We start from the raw sequence: 15,002 nt of genomic DNA on the forward strand, positions 1-15,002 counted from the left end.
GTCAGAGGCACTTTTCGCTTACCTGCCCGTCTGTCGGACAGCCCGCTTCATGAAAGCGCGAGGTTAAGATCCATTCCGAGTGCGTTCGCTGTCGGGGTGGCGTTGGTCGCTGCCAGCACTCAAACGGCACTTGCGGCCCCACCGCCGAATCCGGAACCGCCTGAGGTCACGGTGACCGCGCAAGACGCGTCCCCCGAGGCAGTAACGGAGTGCGACTTCTACGCTTCGAAACCCAACCACAGCGGCTCCCGGATGACGGGTACCGGGGGCATCAAGACGTGCTCGGGCGGGCCCGTGGCCTGTACCAGCGAGGTGGACCTCGAGTACTACGACGACTTCTCGAACATGTGGTACACGGCGGGGACCGCGCGTCAGTCCAAGTGCGCGCCACCGCTGCGGTCCTCGACCGCAGCGGCAGACTGCGAGAACCACCCCGGTGACCCGAACGTTGCCTGGCGTACCACTACGTACGGGACCTTGGTGAGCTCGGGCGGCTCCCATGGCTCGGGCACGGCGAACAGCCCCGTTCTGTACGTTCCCTGCGCGTAGTGGGAAGTTGGAGGGCCTGGTGGCCGTGGGTGGGTCCTCGGCCCCAGGCCTTCCACTCGCCGTATAGAGAGGATCGACCGTGACCTCGGACCACGACATGCTGTGGCGTCGCTGCGCGCTCCTGGGCCGTGTCCTGCTGCCGCTGGTGGACCAAGAGCCATGGCGGCAGGCTCGTCGCCACGAGACCTTGACGGCCCGGGGCATCAACACGGCGACAGGTGAGCGAATGATCGAGATCTTCACGGCCCTGGCCGCCCACGCCGTCGCGCTCGACGCTTCCTTGTCCGCCGCAGAATTCGACGCTCTGCCCCTCAAGGTCGTGGCCGACGCGGCGACCGGCAAGCGCGACTACGAGCTGCTCGCCGGGCTTCCGGACACTTTCACCGACGAACGTGACGGGCAGGCCGTCAACGTGTTCCGCCTCTACACCTACAAGGGCGGGCATTACAGCCACTGGCTCTTGCTCCTGAGCAGGGAACTACGCTACGCACTGAACGTCCTCGCCGAACGCTCGCCGACACCGTCCCTCACCTGCGGGGACGTCTTCCACCGGGCGGACGAGGCCGGCCTGTCGCAGTGATCACGGACATCAGACAAGCTGAGGCCGCGCTCCGCGCCGCACCTGAGCCGGGCATGCTATTCGAGCCCGTGCAGGTCAAGGTGATGACCCTGACCTCGAGATCGATCAGTTCCGCTGGGCTTCGCGGGATGCCGGTTGGCCGCTTCTGTCGGGAGCTTCGGCGGGTGATTCGCCTGGTCATGAGGGTGATGGCAGCCCAGGTGATGAGCGATTCGGAGTGCTGGATGAGCCGTTCGTAGTCGCGTGCGTGTCGGCGGGCGTGCATGACCCAGGCGTGGGAGCGTTCGACGACCCAGCGCTGGGGCAGAACGACGAACCCGGAGGCGTCCGTCGGGCGGCTGACGGTCTTGATCGTCAGGTTCAGGTAAGTCTACGCCCAGGTCACGAGCTGTCCGGCATAGGCGGAGTCGGCCCAGACGATGGTGATCTCGGGGTGCATTAGCCGCGGACGGCCGCAGAGCGCCGTCGACGGCCTCTCGGGGCGGTCCACACGTGCCGCGCGTGTCGCGGTTTCACGCACGCGTTGCGGCGCGCACGCGTAAGGGCGCGCCGCTGCGCATGCCGGTACAGGCCGGTCCGCGCGGCTGTCACCGCCCCGGTGTCACTGTCCGGCCGGAGCGGGGCCCGCCCCGAGGGCGCGGCGTCCGGCGGCCGGCCGCGCGGGTTTCGGCTCGGCGGCCGGGACGGACGGGAGGCGTTCGGCGGCGAGCTGCGCGCGCGGCGCCGGCGGATCGGCGTCTGGTGTGCGGGACGGCTCGGCGGTGGCGGGTCCGGTGCCCAGCGGGCGGCGGTCGGTCATCGCCCGATCATCGCGGCAGAGCCGGAGTTCTTCTTCACCGACCCGGCCACTTTGTCCGGCCCGGCTCCGAGGCGCGCGTGTGACGCGCGCGAAGCGGTGAACTTCGGCGAGCACCAAGCGGTGCTCCTGGCGGTTGCGCTGTCCGCCCGTCAGGCGTTCGGACGGAGCCCCGCACCGGTCGGTGCGGGGCTCGGGTTGGGCGGCCGGGATCAGACGGCGGAGAGGAACAGCGCGGCGACGACGAGCACCAGGACGTGCGCGGTCTGGTCGACGTGGGCCGCGCCGCCGTGCTGGGCGAACCCGGCCTGACGGGCGAACCGCATCCAGCGGGCGACGGGCCAACGGCGGTCGATGACCGCATGGGTGGCGCCGATCCAGACCAGGGCCGCCGCGTTCGCCCAGGCGCCGGCGCTCTCGCCGAGGACGACAGCCGCGACCCCGAGGGCCACCCCGCACGCCACGACGTGGGTGACGGCGTGCGCAGCATTCGCACGCCATCCGGCGGCGGAGCACTCGGCCTCGCGCGCGGCCTGGTGGTCGGTCTGCAAGGGGTTTGTCGCTGCTTTCTTGGCGTGTCTCACATTCCTCAACTCCCGTTGATCGGACGTGGGGTTAGCAGTTGATGAGGGTCGTGTCGCGGACGTACCGTCCCGCCGCGTGTTGGTGCACTTCTTCTCTGCCGAGGGCTGGCAGTCCTGGGGACTCGATGGCGAGCCGTTGATCCCTGATCGGATGCCGGTGCTGTTCGACGACGACTTCCTGTTCGAGGACGAGGGCGGTCCGCGGGCGACGCGGGCGGTGAACGCCTGGCTTCGTACGCTGCCGTCGAGCGGGGCGCCGTCGCCGAATTCCTGGCGGGCGTACGCGTTGGCGGCCCGGGACTGGCTTACGCATCTGCGCCGGCACCGTGTCGCGGTGTTCGGTACGCGGCAGGAGCTGGTGGCCGCGCTCGCTACGTACGCGGACCGCCGGTTGTCGGGGCCGTTGGACGAGCTGGAGGACGCGACGTTCCGCGGCCGGTTCCCGGGCCGGAACGCGACGATGGGCGGGCTGGTGCTGGGCACCGGGATGCGGAGCCGGGAGTTCAGCCACCTGCTGGTTCATGAGGTTCCGCCGCTGCCCGCTGAGCCGACCGAGGTGCCGATCCCGTGGGTGGTCCCGGAGTTGGCGGGGGTCAGCGGCAGTGGTCCCTGCGGGCGACGGTCGATCCGAACCACTCGCCGCAGGTCGAGGGTGATCACTACCTGTCGGCCGCGACCCCGGCGCAGAAGGCGGTGGTCGAGGAAATCGCCCGGGACGCGCAGGGCGATCTGCTGCGGCGCGCGAGTGCCCCGCTGGTCGTCGATGAGGCGGCCAGCGCCGCCGGGCTGCCGGAGGAAGCACGCCGCCTCGGCCTGGCCGAGGGCGCCTTGGCCGAGTTGCTGTCAGGTGAGCGGGACGTGTTCAGCGGGGCCTGCGCCGACCACTTCGCCGGCCTGCACGGACCGAAGGGGCAGCCGTGTCCGGCCCGGCCCTGGGTCTGCCTGCTCTGCCCGCTGGCGCTGTTCGCCCCGCGTCACCTACCGAATCTGCTGCGGCTGAAGGCCTTCTTCGCGCGGCAGTTCCGCCAGATGCCGCGCGAGCAGTTCGCCGCCGTCTTCGCCCCCTACGCCCGCCGCCTGTCGGCGGACATCCTGCCGCGGTTCGAGAAGGCCGCCCTCGCCGCCGCACAGCGTGACGTCGGTGACGAGGACACCGAGCTGCCGCTGCGAGCCGAGGAGACCACGTCATGAGCCTGCTTCCTGTCTCCGCCGAGCCTGCGCTCGGTTCGGTGTTCGCCGGCGCCGACATCGCCGCCACCACCCGCCTGACCTGGCTGCGCGACTGCCCGCGGCCGCGCTTTGAGGACGACGTGTGGTCGTTCGTCGGCTGGGCCGACGCACCGGTGCAGATGAAGGTGACGGAGAAGAACGTGCTGTTCAACCGGATCACGCACCGGCCCTGGCGCGTGGTCGCCAAGGAACTCGCCCTGGCCTGGATCGCCACCCAGGACGAGCGCGTCCTCGCCTTGCCCAGGGCCCGCCGGCTCCCGCGCCACCCCCGCACCATCTACGCCCGCGTCTACCACCTCACGTTCTGGCTGAACTGGCTGCACGAGCGCAGGATCCCCTCGCTCGCCGCGGTCACCCAGGACCACTGCGAGGCGTTCCTGCGCGAGTACGGCGTCGTCCGGGACAAGGAGACCGGCGCCGTCCTGCGGAACAAGGCCGGCGGCTCGCTACGGACGGTGGTCTCCGCCATGCAGGACATCACCGACTACGGCGAACTGCTGTCGGCCGACCGGCACCGGCCCGGTTTCCGGCCCTGGGGCGCACGATCGCCCCGAGTCGTGACCGGGGCACCGTCCCGGCCGCAGGTGGTGATCAAGACCGAGCCCTTGGGCAACGAAGTCCTGCGGCCGCTGCTGACGGCGTGTTTGCACCTGGTCGACGTGCTCGGACCGCACATCGTGGACTTGCGGAGCCAGCTGCGGGCCGAGCGCGAGTCCTGGCGCAACGTCGAGTGGTCGAGGCATCTGCGGGACGGCGACCGGCTTGCCGCGCTCGTCGAGGAACATCTGCGGACGGGGCAGCCATTGCCGCGGATCGAGGACTTCCAGGTGACCAAGCGCCTCCGCCTGGGGTGGGACCCGAAGGATCCGTTGCTGACAGCCAACTTCCAGCACCTGCTGCGGCCGACGGGACACCGTGACATTCACAAGTCTCTCTTCGCCCAAGCCCGACCGCTGCTGGAGGAGGCGGTCGCCGAGGTCGGCACCGAGTACCTGTGGTGTCGCGACCCTGCCGACGCCCCTCGCGCGGACACCGGCGAGTTGATCCCTTGGTCGTTGCCCTTGTCGAACAGGTCCTCTGACGCCTTGATCCGGATCGCGGGGCACGCCTGCACGGTCGCCACCGCCGCGTTGACAGGGATGCGGTCCAGCGAACTGATGGAGCTGACGGTCGGCTGCCGCCGCACGGACGATGCCGACAACACCGGCCTGGCCCGGCACCGCCTGGTCAGCAAGGTCGTCAAAGGGCGGCTATGGGGCGGCGAGGTCGACGAGTGGGTCGTCATCGAGGAAGTCGTACGTGTTATCGCTCTGGCCGAGCAGATCACGGACGCTGGGCCTGGACAGCCGTTGTTCGGCGCGTTCAACGGCTTCGAGTCCAACGGGGCCATGACCTGGCTGCGGCAGTGGGTCGCGTCGCCCGCCGGGCGACGCATGGGTCTGGAGCCGATCCCTGGCGAGCCGGTGCACCCCCGCCGCCTGCGGCGGACGCTGTCTGTCGAGATGGCCGCCCGCCCGGGGGGACTGCTGGCCACCAAGGTTCACTTCAAGCACTTGCAGGTGGCCACCAGCGAGGGATACGCCGGCCGGCCGGGCGGCGCCCAGGCCGTCTTCCACCACGAGTGGAAGAAGGAGGAGGCGAAGGAGAAGCTCAAGCGGACCGTCGAGGCATACCAGCAGTTCGAACAGGGCCAGATGCCCGCCGGTCCGGGAGCCGACGCGCTGCTGGCTTCCTTCCGCGCCGTCGAGAAGGAACTGGCCGACCACGAGCCGGGCCCGGCGAAGGTGGTCACCGACCGGCAGATCGAGCTGCTGCTGAAGAAGAAGGCGTCGGTCCTGCACCTCTCCGCGGCGAACTATTGCTGGTTCGAGGACCCGGCGAAGGCGCTGTGTCTCAAGCTCGCCGGCACCAGGTCCGCCGCAGCTCCGCTGACCGGGCTGTGTGACAGCTCCCGCTGCCCGCAGGCCACCCACCACCTCGTTCACCGTTCCGTCTGGCAGACCACAGCTGACAACGGCGTCGTCCTGCTGGCCAGTCCTCGCATCCCGCCCGCGGAGAAGGCCCGGCTGCGGGCCGAGCACGAGCGGTCCGTACGGGTTCTCGAAGAGATCGACGCGGCAGCCGGAAAGGCCGAATGACATGGCACTCAGCCAGGACCAGCGCGACCAGGTCGAGCGGCGGATCCGCGCGGCCATCGACCGCCTCCTGGCAGGGCAGATCCCTGCAGGCGGGGCATGCGACGTCAAGACGCTCGCCCGCGAGGCGGGCATCTCCCGTGCATCCCTCTACCGGACCTGGGGCCATCTGAAGGACGAGTTCGAGCAACGTCGAACCACCGCCCAGAACGCCGGGCACCAGCCCGATCCCCGCGAGGCACGCATCGCACGGCTGCGGGATCTCAACCAGCGCCTCACCAGCAAACTCGCCCGCACACATACCGAGCTCACCCTCCTCAAGGACCGTCACCGGCTACTGCTCTCCGTCTTGGCAGCCAAAGACGACGAGCTCCAGCGCCTCCGAGGCGAGTTGAGTACGTTCAGCCGTACGTTCCCCGCTCCGGTCCCAGACCAAGGGCATGGGGACGACGCCAAAGGCGTCGTCCCCATGCCCCGCCGTTGATGTGACACCAAGGCGTGGTTCCGCAGCTACCGGGCCGGGGGAACGGCCGCTCGCCCGATCGTCCCCCTGCCATCGCGTCTCACGCCCCGGCGACTCCGTCGATACGCTCTCGGATCAGATCGGCATGGCCATTGTGACGTGCGTATTCCTCGATCATGTGAATCATGATCCAGCGCAGGGAAACTCCCTGATCACCTACGTGGCCAGCCTCCTGCTTAGACAGACGACCGGAGTCGTCCAGGGACGCGGCAGCAATCAACTCGCGACCCCGAGCGATCTCCGCCTGCCAGGCAGCCATCGCCTCTTCCAGCCCTCGGTCCGGATGGAGGGCAAAGCCGTCGCCGTTGCTCTCCCCGAATACCGGCGGCAGGTCCTGGCCCGCGAACACACGCTGGAACCAGTTGCGTTCCACCTCGGCCAGGTGCTGGACGAGACCCAGCAGGGTCATCGACGACGGTGCCGCTGAGGACAGCCGTAATTGATCATCTTTGAGGCCCGAGCACTTGAGGGCAAGAGTCGCGCGGTGAAAGTCGAGCCACGCTTCCAGCATGGCCCGTTCGTCAGCATGCGCAGGCGGGATCGGGCGTCCATCCGGTGTCGTAGTCATGGCCGCACCTTGCCAGAAACGGCCATGACCCTACGACCCTCTTCGCTGGCGATGAACACGCAGTCGGGCGTTGGTGAAGGCGGCTGCCAGAGTCACGCGCCCGCCATCCCCAGGGATGAACTCTGGACCGAGTCGTTGACGCCGCACAACCGAGACAGCATGGACCACCACCCAGCACGAGTCGGCATCCAGGTCCGGTCCTTGAGCGAGACACCGAAGAAGGTGGACACGGCCTTTGCTGCGTTAACCCAGAAGTCAGCAGCGAGGTGCGCGACGTACAGCAGGACGCACAGCGATGCGAACATGGGCTCTTCCTGGTCTGGTGACGGGTCGGGGACGGGAGGGGCGGCCGGTCGCCTGGCAGTGAGTCGGCCGCCCCGCCCGGTCAGCGCTTGAAGATGAACGTGACGTCGCCGTTGACGGTGCCCCCGGTGACGCCGTGGCGGTCACCGCCGGTCGTGGTCGTGGAGCCCGAGTCGTGCGTGGTGGTGGTGGTGTTCTGCGCCGCCTCCTTGGCGCAGAGGTCGGCATACAGCGCGCCCGCCTGCGCCTGAACCCACGCCTCGCGGTCGGTGTTCGTCATGGTGATCTCCTGTCTGGTCGGGTGGTGGGGTCAGCGGCCGAGGTGACGGCGGTGGGGGTTGCGCATTGTGCAAGAGTGGCTCCCAATCGGATGTGTCTTCACCGCCCCGCCCACCCGCTGGCCCGGCCCAAGGCGCGCGCGTGTCGCGCACGCGCGAGGCGGTGGTCCTGGCGGCGGCGGTCGTCCAGGCCCGGGCGGAGCGGTCGGGGGCCGGCGGAACCGGGCCGGAACTGCCCTGCGGACTCCAGGGGGTCTCCCAGGGAAGTTGTCGGCGCGACCGGGCCCCCTTGACCACCCGGCCTGATCAGCGGGTTCCTGTGCCCGGCCGGGACGGTGGAGGCAAGTTGCAGGGCAAGTTGAGAGGCAAGTTGTAGAGCAAGCTGGTGGGCAAGTTGTAGGGCAACTTGTAGGGCAAGCCCGCCGCAGCGGGACGTCCAGGGAAGTTGTCGGCGCGCCGGATCGTCTGGAATCGCGGCGCTGAGCGCATGCGGGCGCGCGAATTCAGGGGGATGTGAAGACTCGCCCGAACCGGCTGATCCAGGCCCACACCGGGTCCGACTCCGCCCGCGCCACGCATCGATCCATGTCGTAGTCGCTCTGGTGGGGCGGGAGACGGACCGTGGCGGGCCGTCAGGCAGCGGGTGCATATGCGGCCTTGGCGGGGCGGATCAGGTAGTCACTGGTCGTCCAGACACTGCCGACGGCGAACGGCGTGCCGTCGGGACGGAGCGGGGCGCCGGACCGCACTCACGGTCTGGCCGGCGCGAGGGTGCTGACGCGCTTCGCGCACTCGCGGCGGGCCTTGCGCCGCGCCTGGACCGCCGGGGTGCCCTGGCCGTCGTCCATGGGCTGACAACGGGCGAGGAGCCGGCGGTGGACGGCCGGGGCGACGGTGACTCGCAGGGTGTAGCCCTGGCCGCGCCGTACGGTCACTCCTTGGTCGAGCCCCGCCCGTTCGACATCGTCCAGCTCGGTGCCGCGAAGGAAGTCGGCGACCTTGCCGGGCATGTCGAGGGTGACCGGCAGCTCCCAGACCGGCTCGTCATCGCCAGCCGCACCGCCATGGGCACCTCCACCCTCGCCCTAGACCTGCTGCGCTGCGCAACCCTCAAGCACAACCTGCCCGCGGCGCTGTTCGCCCTGGAATCCCGCCGCATCGACATCACCCTGCGCCTGCTGTCCGCCGAAGCCCGCGTCCCGATGCACCACATGCGCTCCGGCACCATGAGCGACGACGACTGGGTCCGCTTGGCCAGGCGCATGCCCGAAGTCTCCGAAGCGCCGCTCTACCTGCAAGACGACCCCTGCTCCAGCTTCACCGAGCTTCGCGCCCGCGCCCGGCGTCTGCACCGTCTGAACGACCTGAAGCTCATCGCCGTCGACGACGTCCAGCAGCTCCACTACGGCACCCGCCCCCTCGGCTCGCGCTACGAGGAGGTCTCCGAGATCGCCCGCGGCCTCAAGCACCTCGCCAAGGAACTCGAGATCCCCGTCGTCGCCGTCTCCACCCTGAACCGGGCCCCCGAACAGCGCACCGACAAGCTGCCCCAGATCAACGACCTGCGCGACTCCGGCGCCCTGGAGGACAACGCCGCGTCATCCTCCTGCACCGCGAGGACGCTTACGAGAAGGACTCACCCCGCGCCGGCGAAGCCGACCTCATCGTCGCCAAGCACCGCTACGGCCCCACCGCCACGCTCACTGTCGCCCATCAGGGCATGTATGGGCGCTTCGTCGACATGGCACGCGACTGACCCCTGCGCGGACTGCGCGCCCGGCGGCACCCGCACGCGGCGGCCTGCGGGACGCCCCGTCAGGATGTCTGCGCCTGCGCGGGCGCGGGGTCCAGGGAGTCGAGGAGCTGACCGAAGGTGATCTTCTCGTCGTTGTAGTCGAAGGTCATGGCGGCGGCGAGTGCCTCCCACCGCTTGGTGCTGCGCCCGCAGTGCTCCAGCAGGATCGCCAGGGCGACTTCGGGTTCGTGGCGGGCGAGGACCTCGTCGGCGGGGATCTGGCGCAGGTGCTCCAGGGTGCGGTAGCGGGACTTCACGACGGCGCGGTAGACCTCGGAGCGGGAGAGGATCTCACCGGCGGCGGGGGAGTCGAGCCAGGACTGCAGGACGGCGGCGGGGTCGGGGTGCTTGCCGAGTTCCTCGTCGTCCACCAGCCGCACCACACCGTCGTCCTCGTCTTCGGGCACCGGGACGGCGGCCGCCGCGGCCAGGAACCAGTCGGGGCCGCCGGCCTTCTCTGCGATCCAGGCCAGTTCTGCGGGGTGCAGCCCGTTCAGGACGCCCGCGACGGCGGCGTGTGGGGTGTGCGGGTTGGCGGCGAGGACGGTCAGGGCCTGGACCCGGCGGTGCTCGGAGTGGCGTTCCAGGAGCCGGGCCGGGCGGTCGTGGTCCGGGTCGGTGTTGTCGAGGACGCGGATCAAAGTCCGGCTCGGCTTGGGGGAGACGACGGCCGGCGGATCCAGCCGGGCGAGCTGGGCGCAGGCCCCGGCGAGGTGGTCGGGGTTGGCGCTGAGGAGGGCCAGGTCCTCGGCGAGGCGCAGGACGCGGCCGTCGAACTCGTAGTCGTTCTCCTGTTTGTCGGCCCAGGTGAGCAGCTGGCCGCGGGTGACGAGCGCGTCGGCGGCCGCGTGCAGCTGGCTGGCGGCGAGGTCTGCCAGGCGGGGGTTGTTGTGGATGCGGTCGGCGAGGTGGTGCAGGGTGCGGCGGGCGGTCACCTGCGGGTTGGGCAGGTCAGCCAGTTCGGGCAGGCACAAGGCCGGAAGGCAGGCGAGCAGCAGTTCCTCGCTGAGTGCGGGAGCAGGGTCGGCGGGGAGTTCCTCGCCGTCGGGGTAGGCGGCGCGGAGCCGGGCTTCTTCGAGGGCCTGCGTCTCGGCTTGGTCCAGCAGCAGGTGCTGGACAGCCGACCCGAACACGGGGTGCGCGGTGAGCTGCGACCACCGCTGGGGGCACCGGGCCAGCATCGCCCAGCCGTCGCGGCCGCCCAGCTCCAGCGACCAGTCCTTCGAGAACGTGGACACAGCCTCCCAGCCCTCTGCGGGTTCCGGGTGAAGCAGGTACGCGGCGAGCGGGGTGAGGCAGGCTTCCAGGACAGCGTCGAACAGTTCTGGCGGCACGGGCGGCACCGGCGCAGCGTCCTTGGTGCGGTTGTAGCGGTCGGGGTCCCAGTCTCGGATGACCTGCTCCACCTCGTGGCTGGGGAGGCGGGGCAGGAGCGCGATTGCTGCCTCGACCTGGCCGGGGTGCCGTGCCAGAGCAGAGATCAGCCCGGGCCACACCCGGCGGTGCCGCAGGATGGCGGGCACGTCGGCGACGGTCACGGTGCCAGCAGCCGCCAGGGCGGCCAGCATCTTCTCGTCGGCGTGGACTAGGAGCTGACCGCGCAGCCGCTTGGCAGAGGTCCGGGCCAGCAGCGCGGGCAGCGCGGCTTTGAGGGCTTCCTCCCGCCACCCGTCGGCCTTCGCGTCGAAGCCGTCCGGCGTCGTCGCCGGGGCGCACAAGACCCCGATCACCGTTTTGAGCGCTTCCTTGGGGAGGTCCTCGCTCATCGCGAGATCCCGCCACAGCGGGTACGTACGGGCATTGACCATCCTCGGATCCCCTCCCACACCTGACCCGGCGTCACTGCCTGGTCGCCAACCGTGGAACGACCGTACGGCGCACCCGGGCCCGAGCGGGCCCAATCCATGAAGTCGCCTCGCTGCCCCGGGCCATGCGAGGGTGCGGCGGGTCAAAGGCGTGGGGTTAGGTGGTCGACCAAGCCTCGTCCACCCAAGGCCCGGCTGACCGGGGCCGCCATCCACATCGACGCGGGCCTGCACGGGCAGTGGTCGTCGTCGGCGAATCTCGACACCGTCAAGGCGTGCCGGGAGCTGGGCACGGTGCGGTCATGGCCCGGCCCGAGCGGCCTTCGGTGTCACAGGTACCAGCAGGCGCAGGTTCGGTGGGGTGCCGTGTTCGTCCGCGCTGCGATGGGTGCACTCACCCGGTGAAGAACGAGTCGAGCATGTCGTCGAGCGCCTCCAGCGTGTCGTCGCGGCTGCTGATGCCGTGTGCGGCGAGCAAGCCGATACAAGAGGCGATGTAGCTGCCGAGCTTCCCACGCCGCGGCCCTGCGCCGGGCCCGTGCGGAGCGCGCGGGGAGAGAGGCCAGGACGGCATCTGCGGTGGCGCAGACGGCACCGCTGGGCAGGACCGCGTGAAGAGAGCAAAGCCGAGTGCGTCAGGGGCGGCGGGCGAGGACGTCGTCGATGCGGGAGGCGTCGGCGACCCACGTCGCGGCGGCCGGCGCTATGAAGCCGAGTACGGTCTGGATGTCGTCCCGTCGTGCCTCGAGGGACAGGTGCCAGATTCCCTCATGGTGAGCGATGCGGTTGCCGAACTTGTGCAGCCGCTTGACCGGGTCCTCCACCGTGTTGAGGGCCCGGTTGGAGGCGTGGGGGAAGGCGCCTGCGAGGTCGGGCCACAGCTTGGTCTTGTACTGGCGGGCCAGCAGGAAGCGCCAGAAGCCGAAGCTCAGCTCCGCGATAACCTTCCCGCGCGGGATGGCCACACCACCGCCGCGGCCGGCGCGTTCTTGGGCCTGGGCGATGTCGCCGCGGGCCTTGCCGCTGAGAGGGACCTGCCTGTCGTCGTACCACTCGATGGTGCGGCCCCGGCGCTGCTGGCGGGTACTGAGCCGGGCATCGAGTGTGTTGCGCAGCATGATCTCCAGGTGTCACGCCGTTGGAGACAAGGATGATGGCGCATCGCTGCCTTGAAGGCGCTGCCGGGCGGGGCGGCGGGGGCGGCGGGCGAGGATGTGCCCGCACCTGTGCGCCCGCCCGGCACATCGGGTCGGAGACTCACGGCCGCTTTACCGCGTGGGTGGGCGCAAGCTGCCAATGCGCGGGCCCAACCCCCTTGTCGCTGTCGCGTGGACGAAGGGAAGGGACGCCGTATGTGAGGGGGGCGGTGTGGGAAGAACCCAGGGTAGGACGGTGCTGATCAGCGGACCGTCGAGAATGTCGGCGGTGAGGTGGCCGCCGATGCGGTCGCCGACGGCTTCAAGAGCTCCGAGGAGGGCTGGCAGGTCGTGGTGGTCAGCTCGGTGGCGCTCGGCTGCGTCCCAAAATGGGTGGTCATCGGCAGCCTGTAGGGAGGCTGCCTGCCCTGGTTCGAAGCGCTCGCGTGGCTGTCCATCTGCCCAGTGCTCCAGGGCGTGCAGGGCGTTGGCTCCGCTGCTGACGGCAAGGGTTTGCGTGTTCTGAGAAAGCGCTGCGAGGACGGCGGGCATGATTCCTTGTACGCCGAGAGTCTCGAAGCAAAAGGTCCATTCCTGGATGGTTCCGACTCTGAGGACGGAGGTGTCCGGGCCTGGCTGGAGGATTTCATAGGCCCGTGGGAATGCGATGGTGTGGGCTGCGGAGGGGTCGGCTCCATAGCGTTGGAGAACGGCTGCGGGGGTCACATCGTGGGTGAATGTGAGGCAGAAGCCTTCGTAGCGGCCTTGCAGCATCCAATTCCAGTTTGGGGACGCCTTGCTCATCCGTGCTCCTAAAATTCTGTTCAGACGCGGCTGCCCCTTTCTCAAGGGGCAGCCGCAGGAAAGGCTCAGGCTGTGACTACGACATCAAACTTCTCGAGGTCGAGGACACGCTCGGTCTGATTGTTGCTGCCTAGTTTGCCGCCGGCAGCTGAGTTCTGAGTCGATGGAACATGGCCGCGGACACACGGCTCATTGAAGGTGACCGCAGGAGCGTTGGGATCCTGGTAGAAGTTCCAAACGCCGTTTTGCAGCAGCGGAATGATGTCCGCGCAGAGGGCTCCGTTGGATCCTCCCTGGTAGGACCCGGCGAAAGGATATTCGTCACAGGAATCATCGGGGACGGTGGCTGGGAGGGGAGTGAAGGACCTCGATGCCCCCGTTCCACAGGTGTTCGTGCGGTTCGCTGTCTGGGTGTTCTCGTTGGCAAGCCGTTGGAGAGGGCTGTCGTCTGCTCCCCAGTGGTCGATGAGGTTGTTTTCAGCCCAGGCATACGTGGCGGCTGCGGCGCCGTAGGTTGACAACGGCAGAATGAGCTGAGCGCGAATGCTGGGGATGATGCAGCCGGTACTGGTGTTGTTGGCGAAGGTGGTGTCGCAGCGGACCTGACGGGGGTTGCTCCAGGTGACGTCCTTGACGATCGGGACGGCCCCAGGCTGTGTCACGTTCAGGTCGTAGCTGGTCGTGATGTTGCTTTGCAGGCCCGCGCCTGGCGTCGCCAGGTAGGTGACGCTGCCGGAGGCCGACTGGCCCAAGGTGAGAAGCCGGCTGCCAGCCCAGGCGGTGGGCACGGTGGCGGTGCAGCTTCCGTTACAGCTGGCTGTGAGCCCCACGCTGAGTTCCTTGACCAGGCCCGTGGCCTCGGCAAGAGTGACCGTTTGGGACTCCTGCCACTGGCCGCTTGATGCCGATAGGGCAGCACTGCTGCTGACCGTCAGGACACCGGTACCCAGGATCTCCGCAGGGTTCTGCTCGTTGAATTCGGTGTAGGTGACCTTGAGGCTGTTGAGACAGTAGTCGTGGCGGTGGTAGTAGTACGAGCCCGGAGACGTGACGCTGCACGTTGCCGCTGCCTCCTGGGCAGTGCCCAGTCGGCTGCTTTGCGCCGGACTGCTGCCAGACGAACCACTCACCTGGATACACGCAGTGGTGGCTCCAGCGTTCCGTGCAGTTGAACCTGCCGGGAGCGGTGCACAGCGTTCGGCCGAGGCTTTCATGAGGCTGGTCAGGTGCGGGACCGGGTGCGAGGCGAGGTCCTGCGGGGTGAACGAGCCGATCAGCTTGCCGTGCGTGGGAGCCTGGACATCTGCCTGGGCCCCTGGGGCATTGGTGAGAGTGATGGTGGCTGCGGTCGCTAAGGATATGAGGGCTGCGAACGTGCGGCCTCTGCGGACCTGCATGAAGATCCCTTCATGGGAGGTACGGTTCGTGTTGCCTTCAACTTCCCGGGAAGCTTCATGATCGTATGTGGCGGCCCTGGTCACCTACCAGGTACAACAGGCTCATTGGCTCGATCCCGCCCCAGTGATCACGAGATCATGCACTGTTCGATACCTGCTGACTGACAAAGTGGCAGCGCCGAGACGCCCGTGCCTGGACGGGCCGGTCGGATGACACCCCACCGGCTTCTGCATGACGCGGTTGCCTGAGGCAGCCGGCTTCTGCATGACGCGGCTGCCGGTAGGCAGCCGGACCAACGCTGGACCGCTCAGACGGGACGATCACCACCTGCCCGCTCCGGACCGGTGGTCGGCGACCCGGTCCGCATACTGACCTGACGCCCTGACACTGCGGGCAAATCACCCGCCGGCGTTCAGGTGGGATCGGCGGGCCTGGACGCGGACACATGATGGGGATGAAGCTTCCCCTTGATCGTGGACACCTGGAGACTGGGATCTTGAGGTTCCAGAGGAAGTAGC

14 protein-coding genes and 3 pseudogenes are annotated in these 15,002 nt (G+C 69.0%); 5 read left to right on the forward strand and 12 right to left on the reverse strand.

Translation table 11 applies throughout. The features are described from left to right. Nucleotides 1–628 precede the first annotated feature (628 nt). Nucleotides 629–1,129: a hypothetical protein gene (locus IE294_RS44325; RefSeq protein WP_189895014.1), complete on the forward strand. Its 501-nt coding sequence runs from the start codon at nucleotides 629–631 to the stop codon at nucleotides 1,127–1,129. Here the strand turns inward: IE294_RS44325 and IE294_RS50005 are convergent. From IE294_RS50005 to IE294_RS44340, 3 genes and pseudogenes are all read right to left on the reverse strand, one after another. Continuing rightward, a pseudogene (locus IE294_RS50005) lies at nucleotides 1,077–1,580 on the reverse strand (transposase); the annotation flags it as partial. The gene IE294_RS44325 and the pseudogene IE294_RS50005 sit on opposite strands and share 53 nt — an antisense overlap. Nucleotides 1,581–1,730: 150 nt before the next feature. Further along, nucleotides 1,731–1,928 carry a hypothetical protein gene (locus IE294_RS44335; RefSeq protein WP_189895015.1) on the reverse strand — a complete coding sequence of 66 codons (198 nt, stop codon included), beginning with the start codon at nucleotides 1,926–1,928 and terminating at the stop codon, nucleotides 1,731–1,733. A gap of 209 nt (nucleotides 1,929–2,137) precedes the next feature. Further along, entirely contained in the window at nucleotides 2,138–2,476 is a 339-nt protein-coding gene (locus IE294_RS44340) for a DUF3307 domain-containing protein (RefSeq protein WP_229918085.1), read from the reverse strand. A 600-nt stretch (nucleotides 2,477–3,076) separates the two neighbouring features. On the opposite strand from IE294_RS44340, the gene IE294_RS44345 reads away from it, so the two are divergent. From IE294_RS44345 to IE294_RS44355, 3 genes are read left to right on the forward strand one after another with little or no spacing between them, the layout of a single operon-like run. Then, complete coding sequence (locus IE294_RS44345; RefSeq protein WP_229918087.1) at nucleotides 3,077–3,700, forward strand: hypothetical protein; 624 nt, start codon at nucleotides 3,077–3,079, stop codon at nucleotides 3,698–3,700. After that, nucleotides 3,697–5,877: a hypothetical protein gene (locus IE294_RS44350; RefSeq protein ID WP_189895017.1), complete on the forward strand. Its 2,181-nt coding sequence runs from the start codon at nucleotides 3,697–3,699 to the stop codon at nucleotides 5,875–5,877. Before IE294_RS44345 ends, IE294_RS44350 begins: the two co-directional genes overlap by 4 nt. Before the next feature lies 1 nt (nucleotide 5,878). Next, on the forward strand, nucleotides 5,879–6,358 hold the full coding sequence (locus IE294_RS44355) for a hypothetical protein (RefSeq protein ID WP_189895018.1): 480 nt from the start codon (nucleotides 5,879–5,881) through the stop codon (nucleotides 6,356–6,358). 79 nt (nucleotides 6,359–6,437) lie between these two features. Here IE294_RS44355 and IE294_RS44360 read toward each other — a convergent pair whose 3' ends face one another. From IE294_RS44360 to IE294_RS44375, 4 genes are all read right to left on the reverse strand, one after another. Then, a complete protein-coding gene (locus IE294_RS44360; protein WP_189895019.1) occupies nucleotides 6,438–6,965 on the reverse strand; it encodes a DinB family protein in 528 nt (175 codons plus the stop codon). A 92-nt stretch (nucleotides 6,966–7,057) separates the two neighbouring features. Beyond that, on the reverse strand, nucleotides 7,058–7,270 hold the full coding sequence (locus tag IE294_RS44365; RefSeq protein ID WP_189895020.1) for a hypothetical protein: 213 nt from the start codon (nucleotides 7,268–7,270) through the stop codon (nucleotides 7,058–7,060). 80 nt (nucleotides 7,271–7,350) lie between these two features. Then, nucleotides 7,351–7,548: a hypothetical protein gene (locus IE294_RS44370; RefSeq protein WP_189895021.1), complete on the reverse strand. Its 198-nt coding sequence runs from the start codon at nucleotides 7,546–7,548 to the stop codon at nucleotides 7,351–7,353. Nucleotides 7,549–8,295: 747 nt separating this feature from the next. Beyond that, the gene (locus IE294_RS44375; protein WP_229918089.1) at nucleotides 8,296–8,481 is read right to left on the reverse strand and encodes a hypothetical protein; all 186 of its coding nucleotides are present in this window, start codon (nucleotides 8,479–8,481) and stop codon (nucleotides 8,296–8,298) included. Between the two features lie 105 nt (nucleotides 8,482–8,586). Between IE294_RS44375 and IE294_RS44380 the strand changes: the two are divergent. Further along, nucleotides 8,587–9,302 (forward strand): annotated as a pseudogene (locus tag IE294_RS44380) (DnaB-like helicase C-terminal domain-containing protein); the annotation flags it as partial. Between the two features lie 59 nt (nucleotides 9,303–9,361). On the opposite strand, the gene IE294_RS44385 reads toward IE294_RS44380, so the two are convergent. From IE294_RS44385 to IE294_RS44400, 5 genes and pseudogenes are all read right to left on the reverse strand, one after another. Further along, a complete protein-coding gene (locus IE294_RS44385; RefSeq protein ID WP_189895022.1) occupies nucleotides 9,362–11,149 on the reverse strand; it encodes a hypothetical protein in 1,788 nt (595 codons plus the stop codon). A gap of 391 nt (nucleotides 11,150–11,540) precedes the next feature. Then, complete coding sequence (locus IE294_RS44390) at nucleotides 11,541–11,720, reverse strand: hypothetical protein (RefSeq protein ID WP_189895023.1); 180 nt, start codon at nucleotides 11,718–11,720, stop codon at nucleotides 11,541–11,543. Between the two features lie 61 nt (nucleotides 11,721–11,781). Beyond that, nucleotides 11,782–12,264: a hypothetical protein gene (locus IE294_RS44395; RefSeq protein WP_229918092.1), complete on the reverse strand. Its 483-nt coding sequence runs from the start codon at nucleotides 12,262–12,264 to the stop codon at nucleotides 11,782–11,784. Between the two features lie 444 nt (nucleotides 12,265–12,708). After that, nucleotides 12,709–13,086 (reverse strand): annotated as a pseudogene (locus IE294_RS50010) (DUF6461 domain-containing protein); the annotation flags it as partial. A gap of 65 nt (nucleotides 13,087–13,151) precedes the next feature. Beyond that, entirely contained in the window at nucleotides 13,152–14,567 is a 1,416-nt protein-coding gene (locus IE294_RS44400) for a NucA/NucB deoxyribonuclease domain-containing protein (RefSeq protein WP_189895024.1), read from the reverse strand. Nucleotides 14,568–15,002: the final 435 nt, after the last annotated feature.

It is taken from the genome of Streptomyces canarius, assembly GCF_014650735.1.
GTDB classification, from domain to species: Bacteria; Actinomycetota; Actinomycetes; order Streptomycetales; family Streptomycetaceae; genus Streptomyces; species Streptomyces olivaceoviridis.